The sequence below is a fragment of the Bacillus sp. FSL R10-2780 genome (genome assembly GCF_038006125.1).
GTDB classification, from domain to species: Bacteria; Bacillota; Bacilli; order Bacillales; family Bacillaceae_G; genus Bacillus_A; species Bacillus_A cereus_U.
The window spans coordinates 3,591,983-3,610,917 of record NZ_JBBOUQ010000001.1; the positions used below are offsets into that span (position 1 = coordinate 3,591,983).

The following is an 18,935-nucleotide window of genomic DNA, read 5'->3' on the forward strand; positions in this document are numbered from 1 at the left end:
TAAGCAAATTATTTAATAATTGTTTTACCTGTCATTTCTTTCGGTTGTTCCACATTTAAAAGTGTAAGCATTGTTGGGGCGATATCTCCTAAAATACCACCTTCACGAAGCTCTACATCATTTTTTGTAACGATGAAAGGAACCGGGTTAGTTGTATGAGCTGTCATTGGTCCACCCTCAGCAGTTAACTCCTGATCGGCATTACCATGGTCAGCAGTAATAAGTGCTACACCATCTTTTGCAAGAATCGCTTCTACAACTTTTCCTAAACATTCGTCAGTTGCTTCTACTGCTTTAATTGTTGGTTCCATCATCCCAGAATGGCCAACCATATCACAGTTTGCAAAGTTAAGAATGATAACATCATGTTTATCATTTTCGATGTCATTTACTAAAGCGTCCGTTACTTCATAAATGCTCATTTCAGGTTTCAAGTCATACGTTGCAACCTTCGGTGAGTTAATTAAAATACGCTCTTCTCCTGGGAATTCAGCCTCACGACCACCGCTAAAGAAGAATGTAACGTGCGGATACTTTTCAGTTTCCGCGATGCGAAGTTGCTTTAATCCCGCTTGCGCAACAACTTCACCTAATGTGTTATCAAGGTTCATTGGCTTGAATGCCACGTAACCATCTACAGTTTCACTGAAATGTGTCATACAAACGAATTCAGGAATGTGAGGTACTTTTTCACCACGATCGAACTCACGGAAGTCTTCGTTTGTAAATACACGAGCAATTTGAATTGCACGGTCTGGACGGAAGTTATAGAAGATAACTGCATCATCATTATTGATTGTTGCAACTGGCGTGTCATCTTCGTTAACAATTACAGACGGCAATACGAATTCATCATGAATACCATTTGCATAAGAGTCTTCTACACACTCTTCTGCTGATTTATAAGTAGGGCCTTCACCATTCACCATAGCACGGTAACATTTTTCTACGCGATCCCAACGCTTGTCACGGTCCATGGAGTAATAACGACCAGAGATAGTCGCGAATTGTCCTACTCCTGTTTCTTTAATTACTTCATTTGTTGCATCGATATAACCTTTTGCTGTTTGTGGTCCAACATCGCGGCCATCTAAGAATGCATGGATATATACTTTCTCCACGCCTTCTTTTGCTGCTAAGCGAAGAAGAGCAAACATATGGTTCATGTGACTATGCACACCACCATCAGAAAGTAAACCGAATAAATGAAGAGCAGTACCTTTTTCTTTCACGCTTTTAATTGCATTTTGGAAAGTTTCGTTCTGATCGAACTCACCCTCACGAATTGCAACGTTTACGCGTGTTAAGCTTTGATATACGATGCGGCCAGCACCGATATTTAAGTGACCAACCTCTGAGTTACCCATTTGACCTGCTGGAAGACCTACTTCCTCACCACAAGCTGTAAGCGTTGTGTGAGGGAATTTGTTCCAGTAACCATCAAAATTAGGTTTCTTAGCTTGTGCTACAGCATTCCCGTAAGTTTCTTCACGTAGTCCGAAACCATCAAGAATGATTAAAGCTGTTGGCTTTCTCATTTTACCGCCCCCAGAAGACCTAAGAACGAAGCAGGCTCTAAGCTAGCACCGCCAACTAAAGCGCCGTCGATGTCAGATTGTGCCATATACTCTTTAATGTTTTCTGGTTTTACGCTACCGCCGTATTGAATACGAACAGCTTCTGCAGCTTCTGGAGAAACAGCTTCTGCAACAACTTTACGGATGTGCGCACATACTTCATTTGCATCTGCAGAAGAAGAAGATTTACCTGTACCGATAGCCCAGATTGGCTCATAAGCGATAACAGTTACTTTAACTTGCTCTTCTGTTAAACCTGCAAGTGCTTTTGTCACTTGACCTGCTACTAGATCAAATGTTTTTCCGCTTTCGCGCTCTTCTAAAGTCTCACCACAACAAACGATTGGTGTTAAACCATGTTCAAATGCTGCAAGAGTCTTTTTGTTTACTGACTCGTCTGTTTCAGCAAACATTTCACGACGCTCAGAGTGGCCAAGTACTACGTAGCCTACTTTTAAGTCGCTAAGTGCTACTGGGCTAATTTCGCCAGTGAATGCACCATTTTTTTCGAAGTGCATGTTTTGTGCACCTACTTGTAAGTCAGTTCCTTCAGCCTTTGCTACTAAGCGCTCTAAGAATAGAGCTGGCGAACAAACTACTGCATCAACAGCTGAAGCTGCTGGGATTTGACCTTTAACTTCCTCTACGAAGCTAACTGCTTCAGCTAGAGTTTTATTCATTTTCCAGTTACCTGCGATAATTGGTTTACGCATGCTTTGCACCGTCCTTTTTCTTTGGCTGCTACTTATTTGTCGTTAAGACAAACTACACCTGGAAGTTCTTTACCTTCCATGAATTCTAATGACGCACCGCCGCCAGTAGAAATGTGGCTCATTTTATCAGCCATACCGAATTTTTCAACAGCTGCTGCAGAGTCACCACCGCCGATAACAGAGTATGTACCTTCTGCATCTGCTAATGCTTGTCCTACTGCTTTTGTACCTTCTGCGAATGGAGTCATTTCGAATACACCCATTGGTCCATTCCATACAACAAGCTTAGAGTTTTTAATTACATCTGCATAAATTTCACGTGTTTTAGGACCGATGTCCACGCCTTCCCAAGTAGAAGGAATAGAGTCGATACTAACGATTTGAGTTGTTGCAGTTTCAGAGAATTCCTCAGTGATTACAACATCAACTGGCATGTAGAAGTTTACGCCTTTTTCTTTTGCAAGTTGCATAAATTCTTTAGCTAGTTCAATTTTGTCGTTTTCACATAGAGATAGACCAATTTCATGACCTAAAGCTTTAACGAATGTATAAGCAAGTCCGCCACCGATGATTAAGTTATCTACTTTGTCTAATAGATGACGAATTACACCGATTTTATCTTTTACTTTCGCACCACCAATGATAGCTGTGAATGGACGTTCTGGGTTAGAAAGTGCTTTACCTAATACATCTAACTCTTTTTCCATTAATAATCCAGATACTGCTGGTAGGTAGTCTGCGATTCCTGCTGTAGAAGCGTGAGCACGGTGAGCTGCACCGAATGCATCGTTTACGAAAATATCAGCAAGAGCTGCAAATTCTTTCGCAAGTTCTGCATCGTTCTTTTCTTCGCCCGCATAGAAACGTACGTTTTCAAGAACTACTACGTCGCCTTCGTTCATTGCTGCAACCATTTCTTGTGCAACTGGTCCGAATGCTTCGTCCGCTTTTTTAACATCTTTACCAAGAAGCTCGCCTAAACGTGCTGCTACTGGAGTAAGACGTAATTCTTCTACTGCTTGACCTTTTGGACGGCCTAAATGACTTGCTAAAATTACTTTCGCACCTTGCTCTACTAAATATTGAATTGTAGGAAGAGCTGCACGGATACGAGTTTCATCTGTAATTTTGCCTTCTTTCATAGGTACGTTGAAATCAACGCGGCAAAATACACGCTTACCTTTTAAATCTACGTCACGAATTGATTTTTTGTTCATTGGATTTCCCTCCGACTACTAGTTAGGATTGACAAAACCCATTCAAAAGCTTATCACATTTGCTTCTAAAACGAAAGAAGAGAGAGAGGGAACAACCCCTCTCCCTCGTTTTGTCATTGATTGCTTATATACTTAAGAATTAAAGACCTTTAGAAGTCATGTATGCAGCTAGGTCTACTACGCGGTTAGAGTAACCAGTTTCGTTATCGTACCAAGAAAGTACTTTAACCATGTTACCTTCCATTACCATTGTAGATAATGCATCGATTGTAGAAGAATCTGTGCAACCGTTATAGTCGATAGATACTAATGGCTCTTCGCTGTATCCAAGGATACCTTTTAATTCGCCTTCAGAAGCTGCTTTGAATGCTGCATTTACTTCTTCAACTGTTACTTCTTTGTCAAGTTCAACAACTAAGTCAACTAGAGAAACATTAGCAGTTGGAACACGTACAGCGCCACCGTTTAATTTACCTTTAAGTTCTGGTAATACTAATGCTACAGCTTTAGCAGCACCAGTAGATGTTGGGATCATGTTTTCAGCTGCTGCACGAGCACGACGTAAATCTTTGTGTGGTAAGTCTAAGATTTGTTGGTCGTTAGTGTAAGAGTGAATTGTTGTCATCATTCCGCGTTTTACGCCGAATTTTTCGTTTAATACTTTAGCGAATGGAGCTAGACAGTTTGTAGTACAAGAAGCATTAGATACTACGTTGTGGTTAGCTGCATCGTATTCTTCGTGGTTAACACCCATAACTACAGTGATATCTTCGTCAGAAGCTGGAGCTGAGATGATAACTTTCTTAACTGATCCACCTAAGTGTTTCTCAGCGTCTGATTTTTTAGTGAAACGGCCAGTAGATTCTACTACTACTTCTACTCCGTAGTCGTTCCATGGTAATTGAGCTGGGTCACGCTCAGCGATAACTTTAATTTCTTTACCGTTAACAATGATGCTGTTTTCGTTAGCAGATACTTCTGCATTTAAAGTTCCGTGAACTGTATCATATTTTAAAAGGTGAGCTAATGTTTTAGCATCTGTTAAGTCGTTGATTGCTACTACTTCTACCTCAGAGTTGTTAAGAGCTGCGCGGAATACGTTACGTCCGATACGTCCAAATCCATTAATACCAATTTTAGTCATTTAAATTTCCTCCTTGGGGGATTATATTAAAGGGTAATACCCTTTGTTAATTGTTTTGCTGCACCTTCATCTGTAATTAGAATTGAAGTGTGCCCTTGCTTTATTACAGCCTGTATTGCTTTTGCTTTTGAAGAACCTCCAGCGACTGCGACAACGTGAGATACATGTTGTAAATCTTCAAGTTGCATACCAACTGTTCTTACTTTATGAACAACATTTCCTTGTTCATTAAAGTAGTAACCGAAAGCTTCGCCAACTGCTTCGCTTGCCTGAATCTTTAACCAATCTGCTTCTGAAGTATTTCTACGACGTGCCATTGTTAACGCATCACCAATTCCATGAATGACGATATTGGAAGATCGAATCAACTCAAGAACTTCTTTCACGGAGGGCTCTGTTACAATAGACGCATATGCTTCGCTACTAACGTGATCTGGAACATACAATAAGCGATAATTACTCATCGTATTTTGTGCCATTTTGGCGCAAATGGTATTGGCTTCTAACTCGACACCTTCTCCAATTCCACCACGTGCTGGGACAAATAGCATATGTAAATCTTTGCAATCAAGTTGCATCATGTCCGCAGCAGCAGCTAGCGTACTTCCTCCAGCCACAGCAACGATATTATTCACTGTCAGACGGTCTTTTATACAAGTCACACAAGCACGGCCCATCTCCAGTTTGACCCAAGGTGATTCATCACTATCACCAGGGACAACGAAAACTTCATCCAAGTCTAATGTTTCCTTAAGTTGTTTTTCTAAAACCTTTAACCCGGAAATTTCTTTCATAAAGTCTTCCAAAGCAAGAACTAAAGCTGTTCCTTCTTCTGTCAAAGTCATTCCAGAAGAAGCGACGTGAACTAAGTTTTGTTCTTTCAAAACTTGAACTTCACTTCGCAATACTCGTTCTGTCATACCGAGACTTGCAGATAAGTTTCTTCTTCCAATCGGCTGCATAAGCCTAATGTACTGAAGCACTTGCATTCTCGTTTGCATAACAGGTAGCAGATCAGGTAATAATTTTTTTGTGTTCTGAATCCATGAGCGCATATCTTTTCTCCTCACTACATCGGTTCATTTCCCTTCGTGGTCACTTTATGTCCCGTAGTGACATTTTGTGTCCCACTTAGGTTAAAAAAATAATCCCTGCTACGTGTATTATTGTAACAGGAGACAGAAACTTATTCAACTCTTAACTGCATTGTTTATATAGTTTATTATGACACCTTTGTGAATGTTACCATATTCTACTTGTCTTCCGCCTATTTCTACAACAGGAATCATTAGATGGTATTTCTCTAAAAGGTCATTATCTTCATATATATCTATTTCCTCAATTTGAAAAGAATATTCACATTGTACTTCCTTTAAAATTTGTTTCGCCTTCACGCAAAGACCACAATCTTTTTTTGTATATAGTACAACCTTCATCTTCTTCACCTATCCAATTGTTTTTCTTAGAGACGAAGCAGGAATATGCATTTGTTCTCTATATTTCGCAACCGTTCTGCGAGAAATAACGATCTCATGCTCTTCTTCTAATAATTTTGAAATCTTTTGATCCGAAAGTGGCTTTTTCTTATTTTCTGCTCCAACAAGCGTTTGAATGAATTGTTTCACACGCTTTGTAGAAACCGCCTCATCTTCCGTCGTAGAAATAGAATTACTAAAGAACGATTTCATCTCAAATAAACCATGCGGCGTTTGCACATATTTATTACGCGTTGCACGACTAATTGTAGACTCATGCACACCTAACTCTTCCGCCACCTCTTTTAAAGCAAGTGGTTTTAAATACGCTGGACCTTTCCAGAAGAAATCATGCTGTTTTTCCATAATAATATTCATCACTTGTAAGAGTGTTTGTTTTCTCTGTTTCAAACTGCGCATAATCCATTGCACATGTTGATACTTTTCAGATACATATGAAGCAACTTCACTTTCACTATTATTTAGTAACGCACTATACTCAGAGTGAATCTCAATTCTCGGCATATTCCGTTCGTTCATTTGTAAAACGAGATGATCGCCATCTTTTTTTACCGCCATATCAGGCACGATATAAAGTGGTTTATCAGAAGAAAATGCAAGACCTGGTTTCGGCTGTAATGATGTAATACAGTTCACCGCATCCTGTAATTCCTCGTTGGTACACTTCAACACTTGAACGAGCTTTCGCCAATCTTTCTTAACGAAATAATTAAAATGATCATCTATAATCTCTTCCGCTAAACCATTTCTTCTTTGTAAGCGCTTCAATTGGATTGATAGACATTCCTGAATATTACGCGCACCTACCCCTGCTGGCTCTAACGATTGAACAAGCTCTACAGAACGGTCCACTACATCGATCGGCGCAGAAAGAAGCTCTGATAGCTCTTCATTTGGTTCTTGTAAATAGCCATTTCCATCCATGTTCATAATAATGAAAGAAGCTGCTTTTCGCTCTTCTTCATCTATTTTATAATACTGTAGTTGATTTAATAAATGTTGCTGAATCGTTGTAGAATCCACACTGTAGATTTCCATTTGATTCTCGACTTGTTTGCCGGTACTTTTACTTGTGTTAGAGCTCTTTTTCTTCTCCCTCTCGAAACCACCTAACTCAATAAGGGGATTCTCTAACGATTGCTCATATAAAAACTCCGATAATTCTTGTACATTATACTGGAGCATTGTAATCGCTTGCCTTAACTCTTGTGTCATTGCCAAACGTAAGCTTTGTTCTTGTAAAAGACTTGCCTTCAAACTAATCTCCCCCTTGTTTCTATTGTACAATAAGTTTGGTAAAAGGAGAATCCTATCGCAGATACCCATTCCAAAATATTATTAATTTATATGTATTAATGAGATTTACATCTTACAACCGAAAAATGAATAATATTGAAAGAAAATAATAACGCGTAAAAATTATTACCACATACTAATAGTAATTCTTATAACCAGATATAACAAGAGAGAAATAAAAAAAGTCCTAACCTACAAAACGTAAGTTAGGACTTTTTGACGCGCCCAGAGGGATTCGAACCCCCGACAGACGTGGTACCGGAAACCACCGCTCTATCCGACTGAGCTATGGGCGCATGATAAAGTTTTATAAACGGTTTATTATCAAGGTTTTAAGCCTTCTTCTATTCCGCTTTTCCACATTTAATTGCTTGCGAAAAACCTCTAATAGAAGTGAAATATAACAAGTAAAGACCTGCTTATTTTCTTCTCATAATAATAGCAATAAAATCCATCTAAATCAATAAAAATATCCCCTTAATCCTTTATATACCTTAGCTAGGAGCCTATAAAACATGTCCTTCCCCTAAATTTTCCAATCATAAATTCACCCCAATTCACAAATTATAATCTTTGAATTGATATTCCAAAGGGGGCTTCATTCAATGACTGTAATTACAAAACTAAAGCAAACTGTTTCTGGATTAAAAAGTGCACAAGCTAGCTTAGAGGGATTCGCTCTTGATACGGATAACCAACAAGCAAAGCAACTTTTCCAAACAGCTGCGCAGCAAACACAAACAATTATTGATTCTTTAAATCCACGTGTTGAAGAAGTCCAGCAAGAAGAACCACAATACACACAGCAATAACCAAAAGTGCCATTTCATCTAATGGTACACAATTTGAGAAAAAGGATGATATGCAGTCATCCTTTTTCTCTCAAATTACATACTGCAATAGAAATGGAATGATTATAATGCGAAAACTCGGCCTCATAACCGCGTTATTTGTTCTTCTATTCGGTTCACTTACCGGATGCGATAATAGCCCGTTAGATAAAAAAGTAAAGAAAGAAGAAGCTAAGCGAACAGATGAAAAAAAGGGCCCTAAGTTAACAAAAATGAGTACAGAATCCTTTAATCAATCTATATCGCAAGACGCTAAGAAAAAAGCCCTCGCTATAGATGGCATTATAAAAGCTACCGCAGTTAATACCAATTTAGATCTTTACATAGCCATCAAACCTGAACATCATGAAAGATTTGGTTTAAAGCCTTTACGAAGTAAATTAAAAAAGAAATTAAGTGATGAAAATCCTACTTTCGATATTCGTGTAAGTACAGACAAAAAGATTTTTATGCTCCTAGAAGAACTTGAAAACAAAATTAAGAACAAGAAAGTAAGTAAGGATGGCATTAAAGAACAATTGAAACTCATTCAATCAGAAATGGGATCTAATATTTAAGCTTTCTAAAAGAAAAGGAAGGATTGCCATGTCTAGTAAAGATAAAAACTTAACTCCTGTACAACAGGAATATAAAAAATTCGCGCAAGAACGAGAACCGAAGCGTCCTGTCTTAAAAAATTGTATAAAAGCTTTTTTCGTTGGTGGTTTCATTTGCTTCATCGGGCAACTTATTTCTACTTTTTACATCACGTATTTTGATTTCACTGAGCGCTCAGCAGGGAATCCGACAGTAGCAACTCTAATTTTCATTTCCATGTTACTAACTGGATTCGGTATATACGATCGTTTTGGACAATTTGCTGGGGCTGGCACAGCGGTACCAGTTACCGGTTTTGGTAATTCTGTTATCGCAGCATGCATTGAACACCGAACGGAAGGGTTCGTCCTAGGTGTTGGCGGTAACATGTTTAAATTGGCTGGCTCTGTTATTTTGTTTGGTGTATTTTCTGCTTTCGTCATCGCACTTATTAAAACGATTCTCGTTCAATGGGGAGGGCTATAAATGTTACAAGGACACCGAACATGGGTATTTGAAAACAAACCAGTCATTATCTCAACCGGGGTAGTCGGTGGACCATTTGAAGCGAAAGGTAATATCCCTGAAGACTTCGACACCCTCCATGAAGATTTATGGCTTGGACAAGATTCTTACGAAAAGGCTCACAAAATTTTATTTGAAGAAGCTTGTAGCCGTGCTACAGAGAAAGCAAAACTTCGAAAAGACGATATTCAATTCGTACTCGCAGGAGATTTAATTAATCAAATAACCCCAACGAGCTTTGCATGTCGTACACTCGGAACACCTTATCTTGGATTATTTGGAGCTTGCTCTACTTCTATGGAAGGATTAGCGCTCGGCGCAAGTATTGTAAATGCAAAAGGCGCAAAATATTTATTAACTGGAGCATCAAGTCATAACGCTGCCGTGGAAAAACAATTCCGTTATCCAACTGAATATGGTGGACAAAAGCCCCCTACAGCGCAGTGGACAGTGACCGGTGCAGGCGCAGCGATTTTAAGTGATACAGGAAATGGTCCAAGAGTTACTTCCGCCACAATTGGGCGAGTTATTGATATGGGTTTAACAGATCCGTTTAATATGGGAGGCGCGATGGCCCCAGCTGCTGTCGATACGATTGAAGCCCATTTACGCGAACGACAAATCGACGCCTCTTATTACGACTTAATCGTAACAGGTGACCTTGGACATGTAGGACGCGAAATCGCTTACGACCTACTACATAAACACGGTACAAAAGTAAAGAGCGAACAATTCCAAGATTGCGGAATCATCATTTATAGAGAAGGTCAACCTGTCATAGCTGGCGGAAGTGGTCCTGGATGTTCGGCAACAGTCGTGTACGGACATTTATTAAATAGAATGAAAAAGGGAGAATTCAAAAAGATGCTAGTTGTTGCAACAGGTGCTTTACTATCTCCACTTACATTCCAACAAGAAGAAACAATTCCATGTATCGCTCATGCTGTATCGATCGAATTTGGAGGTGCAACATAATGATTTTTTTCTGGGCTTTTGTTATTGGTGGACTTATATGTGTAATTGGTCAACTTATGTTTGATGTGGGTAAACTTACTCCTGCCCATACAATGGCAACACTCGTTGTTGTTGGGGCTATATTAGATGGATTCAATCTATATGAACCATTAATTGATTTTGCGGGTGCAGGAGCAACTGTACCAATTACAAGTTTCGGTAACGCCCTCGTTCACGGCGCTATGGAAGAAGCTGCAAAACATGGAATTGTCGGCGTTATTACCGGTATGTTTAAAGTAACAAGCGCTGGTATTTCTGCTGCTATCATTTTTGGATTCATCGGAGCATTGCTATTTAAACCGAAAGGATAAGAGGTGCTTTCATGACTGTTATCGCTAGTGTAAAAACATGCCTCGCTAGTTTAAGGGGTGCTCAAGCAAGCTTAAGTTCCCTTTCGTTAAATTCAGCAGACGAAGAAACAAAACGCGTCTTTCACGAATGTATGTTAGAAATGGACAGCGTCATCGCTGATCTAAAGGATAGAGTTTCATTATTAGAACGTGAAGAACCTCAATATAAAGGTTTTTAAGCAGACTGGAGGAAATTGCTATGTCTCACCTACCTGAATGGACACTCGTCATTCTACGCTCTGTATTTATATTAATCATGTTATTCGCTATCACAAAATGGTTAGGAAAAAGACAAATTTCTCAACTTTCCTTTTTTGAATATATAGCGGGGATGACAATTGGTGATATTGCCGCTCAAGTATCTACAGGGCTAGATCAAAAATTTTTCCATGGTGTCTTTGCGATACTCATTTTCGCTGCAGTACCTTTTTTCACAGGTATTCTTTCCTTAAAGAACAAAACAGCTAGAGATTTTTTTGAAGGGAAGTCTACCGTTTTAATAAAGGATGGTAAAGTACTTGAGGATAATTTAAAGAAAGAAAAGTATACAAGCGACGAGTTACTCGAGCTTCTCAGAGGAAAAAGTGCATTCAACATAGCTGATGTAGAATTTGCTGTGCTAGAACCGAGCGGGGAATTAAATGTATTATTGAAAAAAGATCGTCAACCACTTACAGCAAAAGATATCAGCTTAAAAGTGCCAAACGAAAAAGAATCACAAACTGTAATTATGGATGGAAATGTATTAGATGAACCTCTTTCAGCAAGTGGACATAACCGCGCTTGGTTACATTCTGAATTAGAAAAACTCGGCGTTGTCATTGAAAATGTATTTCTCGGTCAAGTTGACTCATACGGACAACTTACTATCGACATTTATAATGACAAACTTCAAATGCCTTCTCCTCAAAACAAACCTTTACTATTGGCATCTTTAAAAAAATGCCATGCTGACCTTGAACTATTTTCTTTAGAAACAAAATCGAAATCAGCAAGTGAAATGTATAGTAAAAACGCGAAACAAGTCGAAACAATTTTAAATAAAGTAACCTATCTTTTAAAAGAATAACTACCGAAAGAACGCTTCAGTAAAAAGGCGTTCTTTTGCCCTTTCTACACCTTTAATCACGTTTAAATTTATGTAATTCGGTTATGATGTTGAAGATACATAAGCAGGGAATTTTAAAAACATAGCGAATAAATCATGATACAACTACATATTTTTTTGATTTAAAGTGGTTTCGTTTGACCTTTATTGACCATAATTGTATTATAAACTAATAAAGCTTTCAAAGGAGGAAATAACAGATGAATTTAATTCCTACAGTAATTGAACAAACAAATCGTGGAGAACGCGCTTACGATATTTACTCTCGACTATTAAAGGACCGCATCATTATGCTTGGTAGCGCAATTGATGACAACGTAGCAAACTCAATCGTTTCCCAGCTTTTATTCTTGGAATCTCAAGATCCAGAAAAAGATATTCACATCTATATCAACAGCCCTGGTGGTTCTATCACAGCTGGTATGGCAATTTACGATACAATGCAGTTTATTAAACCACAAGTATCAACAATCTGTATCGGTATGGCTGCATCTATGGGTGCATTCTTACTTGCAGCAGGTGAAAAAGGAAAACGTTTCGCTCTTCCTAACAGTGAAGTAATGATTCACCAACCACTTGGCGGTGCACAAGGTCAAGCGACTGAAATCGAAATCGCTGCAAAACGCATCCTATTCTTACGCGAAAAATTAAACCAAATTCTTGCTGACCGCACAGGTCAACCACTTGAAGTTCTACAACGCGACACAGACCGCGACAACTTCATGACAGCAGAAAGAGCTCTAGAATACGGCTTAATCGATAAGATCTTTACAAGTCGTTAATAAATTAAAAGCGGAAGCGGCTCGTTTAGAATCGCAGGGCGTTGGAGCCCCTGATTCCGAGGCGCTTTTTGCCTCGAATGAAGGGGCGAAACGACCGGAGATTCTAGCCGCTGGAGCTGGATATAACTAAAAGCGGAAGCGGCTCGTTTAGAATCGCAGGGCGTTGGAGCCCCTGATTCCGAGGCGCTTTTTGCCTCGAATGAAGGGGCGAAACGACCGGAGATTCTAGCCGCTGGAGCTGGATATAACTAAAAGCGGAAGCGGCTCGTTTAGAATCGCAGGGCGTTGGAGCCCCTGATTCCGAGGCGCTTTTTGCCTCGAATGAAGGGGCGAAACGACCGGAGATTCTAGCCGCTGGAGCTGGATATAACTAAAAGCGGAAGCGCCCTGTCAACAGGGCGCTTTTTTTATTATGTACAAGGGCAGCGCATACCCCACCGATCATTCGTTACCACACCAGCCAAGCTGCTCACAAATAGCAGAATAAAAAAAGCTATCGCACATTCGCGATAGCCTTTTATTGTACATATGCAGCTAATGCTTCCAAAGCCTCTTCTGCATCTGAACCTTCTGTTGTGATTGTAATCATGCTACCAGTTCCGATTGCTAAGCTCATAATCCCCATTATGCTCTTTGCATTAACTGTCTTTCCATCTTTCTCAATGAAAATATCAGAATGAAAGCGATTTGCCTCTTGTACAAACAACGCAGCCGGACGTGCTTGTAAGCCGTTTTTTAATGCAACTTTAACCACTTTTTGAACCACAGCTCCATTTCCCCTTTAACCTCTTATTTTTTTGCTACCGTTTCCCCCGCGCGTAATTTCTCTGCAATTCCATCGATTTTACGCAAACGATGATTAATACCCGATTTACTAATTTTCCCCCCGGATACCATCTCACCTAACTCTTTCAATGTTACATCTTGATAATCTCTTCGTAACTGTGCAATTTCTCTTAATTTATCTGGCAAAATATCAAGCCCAACGGTCTCATCAATATAGCGGATATTCTCAATTTGCCTTAGCGCTGCACCAATTGTTTTATTTAAATTAGCTGTTTCGCAGTTAACTAAACGATTTACCGAATTACGCATATCGCGAACAATTCGAATATCTTCAAATCTTAAAAGTGCATTATGAGCACCTATAATATTTAAAAATTCTGTAATTTTCTCAGCTTCTTTCAAATACGTAATGTACCCTTTTCTTCTTTCCAACGTCTTACTATTTAAATCAAATCCGTTCATCAGTTCACATATAGAATCATTATGTTCCTTATATAACGAAAAGATCTCTAAATGATAAGATGATGTTTCTGGGTTATTTACCGAACCACCTGCTAAAAATGCACCGCGTAAATACGATCGTTTACAACATTTCTTCTCGATTAATTCCTGCGATATATTTCGAATAAACGAAAAGTCATCTCGAACAATGTGAAGATCTGCTAATATTTCGCGAGACTTCTCAACAAGCCGCACGATATATACATTATTTTTCTTCAATCGCATTTTTTTACGAACAAGTAATTCTACCGTCACATCATATCCTTTTTTCAAGAGCGTATAAATCCTTCTTGCAATTGCTGCATTTTCCGTTTGAATATCGATAGATAGGCGACGGTTTGAAAAAGAAAGCGATCCGTTCATTCGAAGCAACGCCGATAATTCTGATTTCTCACAGCATTCCTTCATTTCAAGGTTGGTCAACTCTTTCTTTGTTTCTGATGCAAATGACACAGTCAACACCTCCTTATACTATTACTTGGGAACAAAAATCTTGTCCTATATGAATGAGGAGCGTTACCTCAAACGAGGCAACGCACATTTATAACAATGAATATAAAATAGAAGCTAACTTTAATGTATCATGTCTTACAACACGCTCATCATATTTCGCTAATCGCTCTTGAATGATTTCGATATTATGTTCAGCAAAACGATCTGTATCCAGTGCAACTGGTTCCGACATTTCTTCCTCATATAACTTACGTAATTCACGAGGAATATCACGATTATTTACAATCGCAGTGTCGATAAATGGTTTACCTAAATGATCATGTAACGCCTGCACATGATCAAACGCAGTATAACCCTTCGTTTCGCCCGCTTGCGTCATAACATTACATACATATACCTTCTTCGCTTTTGCAGCAAGAACAGCATCTCCAATTTTGTTAACAACTAAATTCGGTAATATACTTGTGTACAGACTTCCTGGACCGAAAACAAGCAAATCAGCTCGTTTAATTTCCGTCAACGTTTCACATAACGGTTCTACATCTTCTGGAGTTAAAAAGACACGATTAATCTTCTTCCCGAAATAAGGAATCTTTGATTCACCTGTTACAATTTCTCCATCTTCTAATTCTGCATGAAGTACCGCACTTTGATTCGCTGCTGGTAATACACGTCCTCTGACATTTAATACTTTACTCGTTTCCGTAATCGCGTGGTAAAAGTCTCCTGTAATCGAAGTCATACCTGCCAATAGTAAATTTCCTAAAGCATGCCCTTTCAGTCCGTCCCCAGTTGTAAAACGGTGCTGAAATAAAGCTTCCACTAATGGTTCTACATCCGATAACGCAACAAGTACGTTACGAATATCACCTGGAGGTGGAATTGCTAGCTCATCACGTAGTCTACCTGAACTGCCTCCATCGTCGGCTACTGTTACAACCGCTGTAATATCAACAGGGTATTGTTTTAAACCTCTTAATAAAACAGAAAGTCCAGTTCCACCTCCCATGATAACAATTTTAGGTTTTCTCTCTTTTTTCATCCCTTAATGGCCCTTTCTCTTCTCCACATCACGATGAGATACATGAACGCTATACTCTGGTTTCAAATGTTTCCCAAGGTACTCTGTAAGCGTAACAGAACGATGTTGCCCACCTGTACATCCAATCGCAATTACAAGTTGACTCTTACCTTCTCTTTTATAATGAGGCAGCATGAAAGTGATAAGATCCGTCAATTTCTCTAAAAACTTATGTGTTTCATTAAATTTCAACACATACGACGAAACTTCTTCATCCAGTCCTGTTAATGGCTTCATATGTGGAATATAATATGGATTTGGTAAAAAACGAACATCAAATACTAAATCAGCATCAATTGGAATTCCGTACTTAAATCCAAATGACATAACATTTACACGAAATGCTTGCTCAGTTTCTGTTGAGAATAAGTGAACAATTTTCTCTCGTAATTCTTTCGGTTTCAAATCAGATGTATCAAGCACAATATTCGCTCGCGCCTTCATATCAGTTAATAGACCACGCTCAGCTTCAATTCCCTTTAACGGCAAGCCAGTTGGCGCAAGTGGATGTGAACGTCTCGTTTCTTTATAACGAGTTACAAGTGTGCTATCTTTCGCATCTAAAAATAAAATATGAGGAATAATCCATGTACGTTCTGATAAATCGTCAAGTGCTCCCCATAAATATTCAAAAAACTCTCGGCCACGTAAATCAATACCGAGTGCTACTTTATTCATTTTACCTTTTGAATCTGCCATAAGTTCAATAAACTTCGGCAATAACATCGGTGGTAAATTATCTACACAAAAATATCCTAAATCTTCAAAACTTTGTAACGCTACCGTTTTTCCAGCTCCAGACATCCCTGTAATAATTACCATTTTTATATCATTATTCTCTGTCATCGTATCCTCTCCTTGCAGGTTTAACTCGGATCTAATCGATATGAAAGCAACTCAAAATCTGGGGTATATACAAATGTACCGTAGATTATACCATTCCCTTTAATTAAATAATCAATAATATGATAATCTCCTGGTGCCATTGCTAAATCATCAATTTTATCAAATGTATGCCAACCAATGATGCCTTCTTCGCTCTCTAATTTGTTTTCTCCTGCAAAATCTGTTGCTAAAAAGGAGAACATCATCCATTCAGAAACAACTTTATCACCTTCTTGGATGACAAAAGTGAAGACCCCTTTTAATGCTGGATTCTTTAAATAAATACCTGTTTCTTCACGATACTCGCGAACAACGGTATCTCTTACTGTCTCACCACGCTCCATTTTCCCGCCCGGTGCAACCCACCAATTTCGGCGAGGTTTTTGGAGTAAGAGTACTTCATTATCTCTAATTAACACACAGTTTGTCACTCTTTGCATGTTTCTTCACCTCAGCTACTTGCAGCAAAATTTCTCACTGCATACTCATTTCATTATACTATCAAAAACAGTTTGCTACAACGAAGGTGCCAGTCCCCTTTCGCTAAGCAATTGTAAAAATTTTTTCTATAACAAGCAATCAAAATGCCTTACTTCCCATGAAAAATACATAAAAATCCCCTTAACGATAAAAATCGTTAAGGGGATTAAAACACTTATTTCTTACCGAAATAAGTAACAACCGCAAATCCTAAAATAAAAGTAATAATTGAACTTACAATTGAAATGCCACCAGTCGGAATGCCAGGGAACACAATGACAATCGACCCGATAACGAGCCCAATAATTGCCGCAAATGTCATACTTTTATAACGATCTAACAAATAACTAATTCCTTTACTACTTACAACAAATCCGGCCATCACACCGGCACCGATAACCACGATTAACGGTAAATTGAGTGTAGTTAAAGCGTTAATTGCTGTTGGATACACACCAATAATTAATAAAATAAACGATCCACTAATTCCAGGAAGAAGCATAGCCATACTAGCCATCCATCCTGCGAAAAATAAACCAATTGCATTTAAAATTGTTAACGTCGTAATTGGATCCGCTGCCTTATCTGGTTTAAAGAATGCTGTTATTGCAACAAGAATTGCTGCAATTATTAATAAGGCAATATGACTACCTTTAAACGTTGCCTTTGCATCAGCTTCTCTCATTAACATCGGTAATATACTAATAATTAAACCGAGGAAGAAAAATTGAGTCGGTTCATAATGATTTGCTAATAAATATTTAATAACGTGACTTAACGTTAGAAAAGCTGCCGCTACACCAGCTGCAAGTGGGATTAAAAACGCTAAATGTTTTTTCCATTCACGGCTAAAGAATCCGCTAATTGCTGCGAGCAATTGTTCATAAATCCCTAACACAACAGCGATTGTTCCGCCGCTCACACCAGGAATTAAATCACTAACGCCCATACAAAATCCACGATATATATTACGCCATTCCATACTGAATAAATTCCTCATTTCTTATAGTGATTTTTTCCGTAAAGTCCAGTATATCAATAAGAAATCTTATAATCCTAATTGTTTTTGACAAAACTTTGACATTTCCACAAAAAAAGAAAGCTCCTATCGGTAGCTTTCTTCTCAAAAGGTATATTACCCCTTATTTTTCTGTTACAGTTTTTAATTCTTCTACTAACTCTTCTATATAATGCTGTGCACTTTGTGCTGCAATACTACCATCACCTGTTGCAGTTACAATTTGACGAAGCATTTTTTCACGAACATCACCAGCTGCGAAAATACCAGGAACTTTCGTTTCCATACGCTCGTTCGTTTCAACATAACCATTTTCGTTTGTAATACCTAACTCAACAAACGGTTTTGATAGTGGTAACATACCGATGTATATGAAAACGCCGTCAGTTTTAACTTCTTGTTCTTCTCCGCTGTTTACATCTACAAGTGTTACGCTTCCTACTTTACCATTTGCATCGTTAATTTCTTTTATAGTGTGATTCCAAATGAAATCTACTTTCTCATTTTGGAAAGCACGATCTTGTAAAATTTTCTGTGCACGAAGAGTGTCACGACGGTGAACGATTGTTACTTTTGATGCGAAGCGTGTTAAGAACACACCCTCTTCAACAGCAGAATCTCCGCCGCCAATAACAACAAGTTCTTTCCCTTTAAAGAATGCACCATCACATACTGCACAATACGATACACCGCGGCCGCCAAGTTCTGTTTCACCTGGCACACCAATTTTTTTATACTCTGCACCGCTTGCAACGATAATTGCACGTGCTTTATATTCTTTTTTACCAGCAATAATTGTTTTGTACTCTTTACCATCGATGATTGCTTTCACATCACCGTATGCATATTCAGCACCAAATTTCTTCGCATGCTCAAACATTTTATTTGATAAGTCTGGTCCTAAAATAGACTCATAACCTGGATAGTTCTCTACATCTTCTGTATTTGCCATTTGTCCACCTGGAATACCACGTTCAAGCATCAGTGTGCTTAAATTCGCACGAGATGTATATACCGCAGCTGTCATACCAGCTGGTCCTGCACCAATAATAATGACATCATAAATTTTTTCTTCTGACACA

22 protein-coding genes and 1 tRNA gene are annotated in these 18,935 nt (G+C 38.7%); 8 read left to right on the forward strand and 15 right to left on the reverse strand.

Going from position 1 to position 18,935, the window contains the following annotated elements:
• Positions 1 to 8: 8 nt before the first annotated feature.
• The 8 genes from gpmI to NSQ47_RS18925 all read right to left on the reverse strand — a co-directional run bounded on the left by gpmI (position 9) and on the right by NSQ47_RS18925 (position 7,739).
• Complete coding sequence (gpmI, locus tag NSQ47_RS18890; protein ID WP_002089542.1) at positions 9 to 1,538, reverse strand: 2,3-bisphosphoglycerate-independent phosphoglycerate mutase; 1,530 nt, start codon at positions 1,536 to 1,538, stop codon at positions 9 to 11.
• Positions 1,535 to 2,290 (reverse strand): triose-phosphate isomerase, encoded by a 756-nt coding sequence (gene tpiA, locus NSQ47_RS18895; RefSeq protein ID WP_002159914.1) that lies wholly within the window; start codon positions 2,288 to 2,290, stop codon positions 1,535 to 1,537. The genes gpmI and tpiA overlap by 4 nt, the downstream gene beginning before the upstream one ends.
• A gap of 32 nt (positions 2,291 to 2,322) precedes the next feature.
• On the reverse strand, positions 2,323 to 3,507 hold the full coding sequence (locus NSQ47_RS18900) for a phosphoglycerate kinase (protein WP_341037654.1): 1,185 nt from the start codon (positions 3,505 to 3,507) through the stop codon (positions 2,323 to 2,325).
• A gap of 139 nt (positions 3,508 to 3,646) precedes the next feature.
• A complete protein-coding gene (gap, locus tag NSQ47_RS18905) occupies positions 3,647 to 4,651 on the reverse strand; it encodes a type I glyceraldehyde-3-phosphate dehydrogenase (protein WP_002112805.1) in 1,005 nt (334 codons plus the stop codon).
• 26 nt (positions 4,652 to 4,677) lie between these two features.
• Complete coding sequence (cggR, locus tag NSQ47_RS18910) at positions 4,678 to 5,706, reverse strand: gapA transcriptional regulator CggR (RefSeq protein ID WP_061673724.1); 1,029 nt, start codon at positions 5,704 to 5,706, stop codon at positions 4,678 to 4,680.
• 135 nt (positions 5,707 to 5,841) lie between these two features.
• On the reverse strand, positions 5,842 to 6,087 hold the full coding sequence (locus tag NSQ47_RS18915) for a glutaredoxin family protein (protein ID WP_002144911.1): 246 nt from the start codon (positions 6,085 to 6,087) through the stop codon (positions 5,842 to 5,844).
• 9 nt (positions 6,088 to 6,096) lie between these two features.
• Positions 6,097 to 7,404, reverse strand: a complete 1,308-nt coding sequence (rpoN, locus tag NSQ47_RS18920) for an RNA polymerase factor sigma-54 (protein ID WP_002159910.1) — start codon at positions 7,402 to 7,404, stop codon at positions 6,097 to 6,099.
• 259 nt (positions 7,405 to 7,663) lie between these two features.
• A tRNA-Arg gene (locus NSQ47_RS18925) sits at positions 7,664 to 7,739 on the reverse strand.
• Between the two features lie 309 nt (positions 7,740 to 8,048).
• On the opposite strand from NSQ47_RS18925, the gene NSQ47_RS18930 reads away from it, so the two are divergent.
• The 8 genes from NSQ47_RS18930 to clpP all read left to right on the forward strand — a co-directional run bounded on the left by NSQ47_RS18930 (position 8,049) and on the right by clpP (position 12,649).
• A complete protein-coding gene (locus NSQ47_RS18930; RefSeq protein WP_000216167.1) occupies positions 8,049 to 8,255 on the forward strand; it encodes a DUF1657 domain-containing protein in 207 nt (68 codons plus the stop codon).
• 107 nt (positions 8,256 to 8,362) lie between these two features.
• A complete protein-coding gene (locus NSQ47_RS18935; RefSeq protein ID WP_341037661.1) occupies positions 8,363 to 8,851 on the forward strand; it encodes a YhcN/YlaJ family sporulation lipoprotein in 489 nt (162 codons plus the stop codon).
• Positions 8,852 to 8,879: 28 nt separating this feature from the next.
• Entirely contained in the window at positions 8,880 to 9,356 is a 477-nt protein-coding gene (gene spoVAC, locus NSQ47_RS18940; protein WP_002112810.1) for a stage V sporulation protein AC, read from the forward strand.
• Positions 9,357 to 10,370, forward strand: coding sequence for a stage V sporulation protein AD (spoVAD, locus tag NSQ47_RS18945; protein ID WP_341037662.1), 1,014 nt, complete (start codon positions 9,357 to 9,359; stop codon positions 10,368 to 10,370). It begins immediately after the preceding gene.
• Positions 10,370 to 10,720: a stage V sporulation protein AE gene (spoVAE, locus tag NSQ47_RS18950; protein ID WP_002112813.1), complete on the forward strand. Its 351-nt coding sequence runs from the start codon at positions 10,370 to 10,372 to the stop codon at positions 10,718 to 10,720. Before spoVAD ends, spoVAE begins: the two co-directional genes overlap by 1 nt.
• Before the next feature lie 11 nt (positions 10,721 to 10,731).
• Complete coding sequence (locus NSQ47_RS18955) at positions 10,732 to 10,938, forward strand: DUF1657 domain-containing protein (protein WP_002112814.1); 207 nt, start codon at positions 10,732 to 10,734, stop codon at positions 10,936 to 10,938.
• A 20-nt stretch (positions 10,939 to 10,958) separates the two neighbouring features.
• Positions 10,959 to 11,828: a DUF421 domain-containing protein gene (locus NSQ47_RS18960; RefSeq protein WP_002159907.1), complete on the forward strand. Its 870-nt coding sequence runs from the start codon at positions 10,959 to 10,961 to the stop codon at positions 11,826 to 11,828.
• Between the two features lie 239 nt (positions 11,829 to 12,067).
• Positions 12,068 to 12,649 carry an ATP-dependent Clp endopeptidase proteolytic subunit ClpP gene (clpP, locus tag NSQ47_RS18965; RefSeq protein ID WP_002159906.1) on the forward strand — a complete coding sequence of 194 codons (582 nt, stop codon included), beginning with the start codon at positions 12,068 to 12,070 and terminating at the stop codon, positions 12,647 to 12,649.
• A gap of 517 nt (positions 12,650 to 13,166) precedes the next feature.
• On the opposite strand, the gene NSQ47_RS18970 is transcribed toward clpP, so the two are convergent.
• From NSQ47_RS18970 to trxB, 7 genes are all read right to left on the reverse strand, one after another.
• The gene (locus NSQ47_RS18970) at positions 13,167 to 13,415 is read right to left on the reverse strand and encodes an HPr family phosphocarrier protein (protein ID WP_002144903.1); all 249 of its coding nucleotides are present in this window, start codon (positions 13,413 to 13,415) and stop codon (positions 13,167 to 13,169) included.
• A gap of 23 nt (positions 13,416 to 13,438) precedes the next feature.
• A complete protein-coding gene (gene whiA / locus NSQ47_RS18975) occupies positions 13,439 to 14,389 on the reverse strand; it encodes a DNA-binding protein WhiA (protein WP_002159905.1) in 951 nt (316 codons plus the stop codon).
• An 88-nt stretch (positions 14,390 to 14,477) separates the two neighbouring features.
• Entirely contained in the window at positions 14,478 to 15,431 is a 954-nt protein-coding gene (locus tag NSQ47_RS18980; RefSeq protein WP_002159904.1) for a gluconeogenesis factor YvcK family protein, read from the reverse strand.
• Positions 15,432 to 15,434: 3 nt separating this feature from the next.
• Positions 15,435 to 16,316 carry an RNase adapter RapZ gene (rapZ, locus tag NSQ47_RS18985; protein WP_002016084.1) on the reverse strand — a complete coding sequence of 294 codons (882 nt, stop codon included), beginning with the start codon at positions 16,314 to 16,316 and terminating at the stop codon, positions 15,435 to 15,437.
• A gap of 20 nt (positions 16,317 to 16,336) precedes the next feature.
• Positions 16,337 to 16,795 (reverse strand): NUDIX hydrolase, encoded by a 459-nt coding sequence (locus NSQ47_RS18990; RefSeq protein WP_002124062.1) that lies wholly within the window; start codon positions 16,793 to 16,795, stop codon positions 16,337 to 16,339.
• Between the two features lie 215 nt (positions 16,796 to 17,010).
• Positions 17,011 to 17,817 (reverse strand): DUF368 domain-containing protein, encoded by an 807-nt coding sequence (locus NSQ47_RS18995; protein WP_002016085.1) that lies wholly within the window; start codon positions 17,815 to 17,817, stop codon positions 17,011 to 17,013.
• Positions 17,818 to 17,977: 160 nt separating this feature from the next.
• Complete coding sequence (trxB, locus tag NSQ47_RS19000; RefSeq protein ID WP_002089563.1) at positions 17,978 to 18,934, reverse strand: thioredoxin-disulfide reductase; 957 nt, start codon at positions 18,932 to 18,934, stop codon at positions 17,978 to 17,980.
• Position 18,935 lies beyond the last annotated feature (1 nt).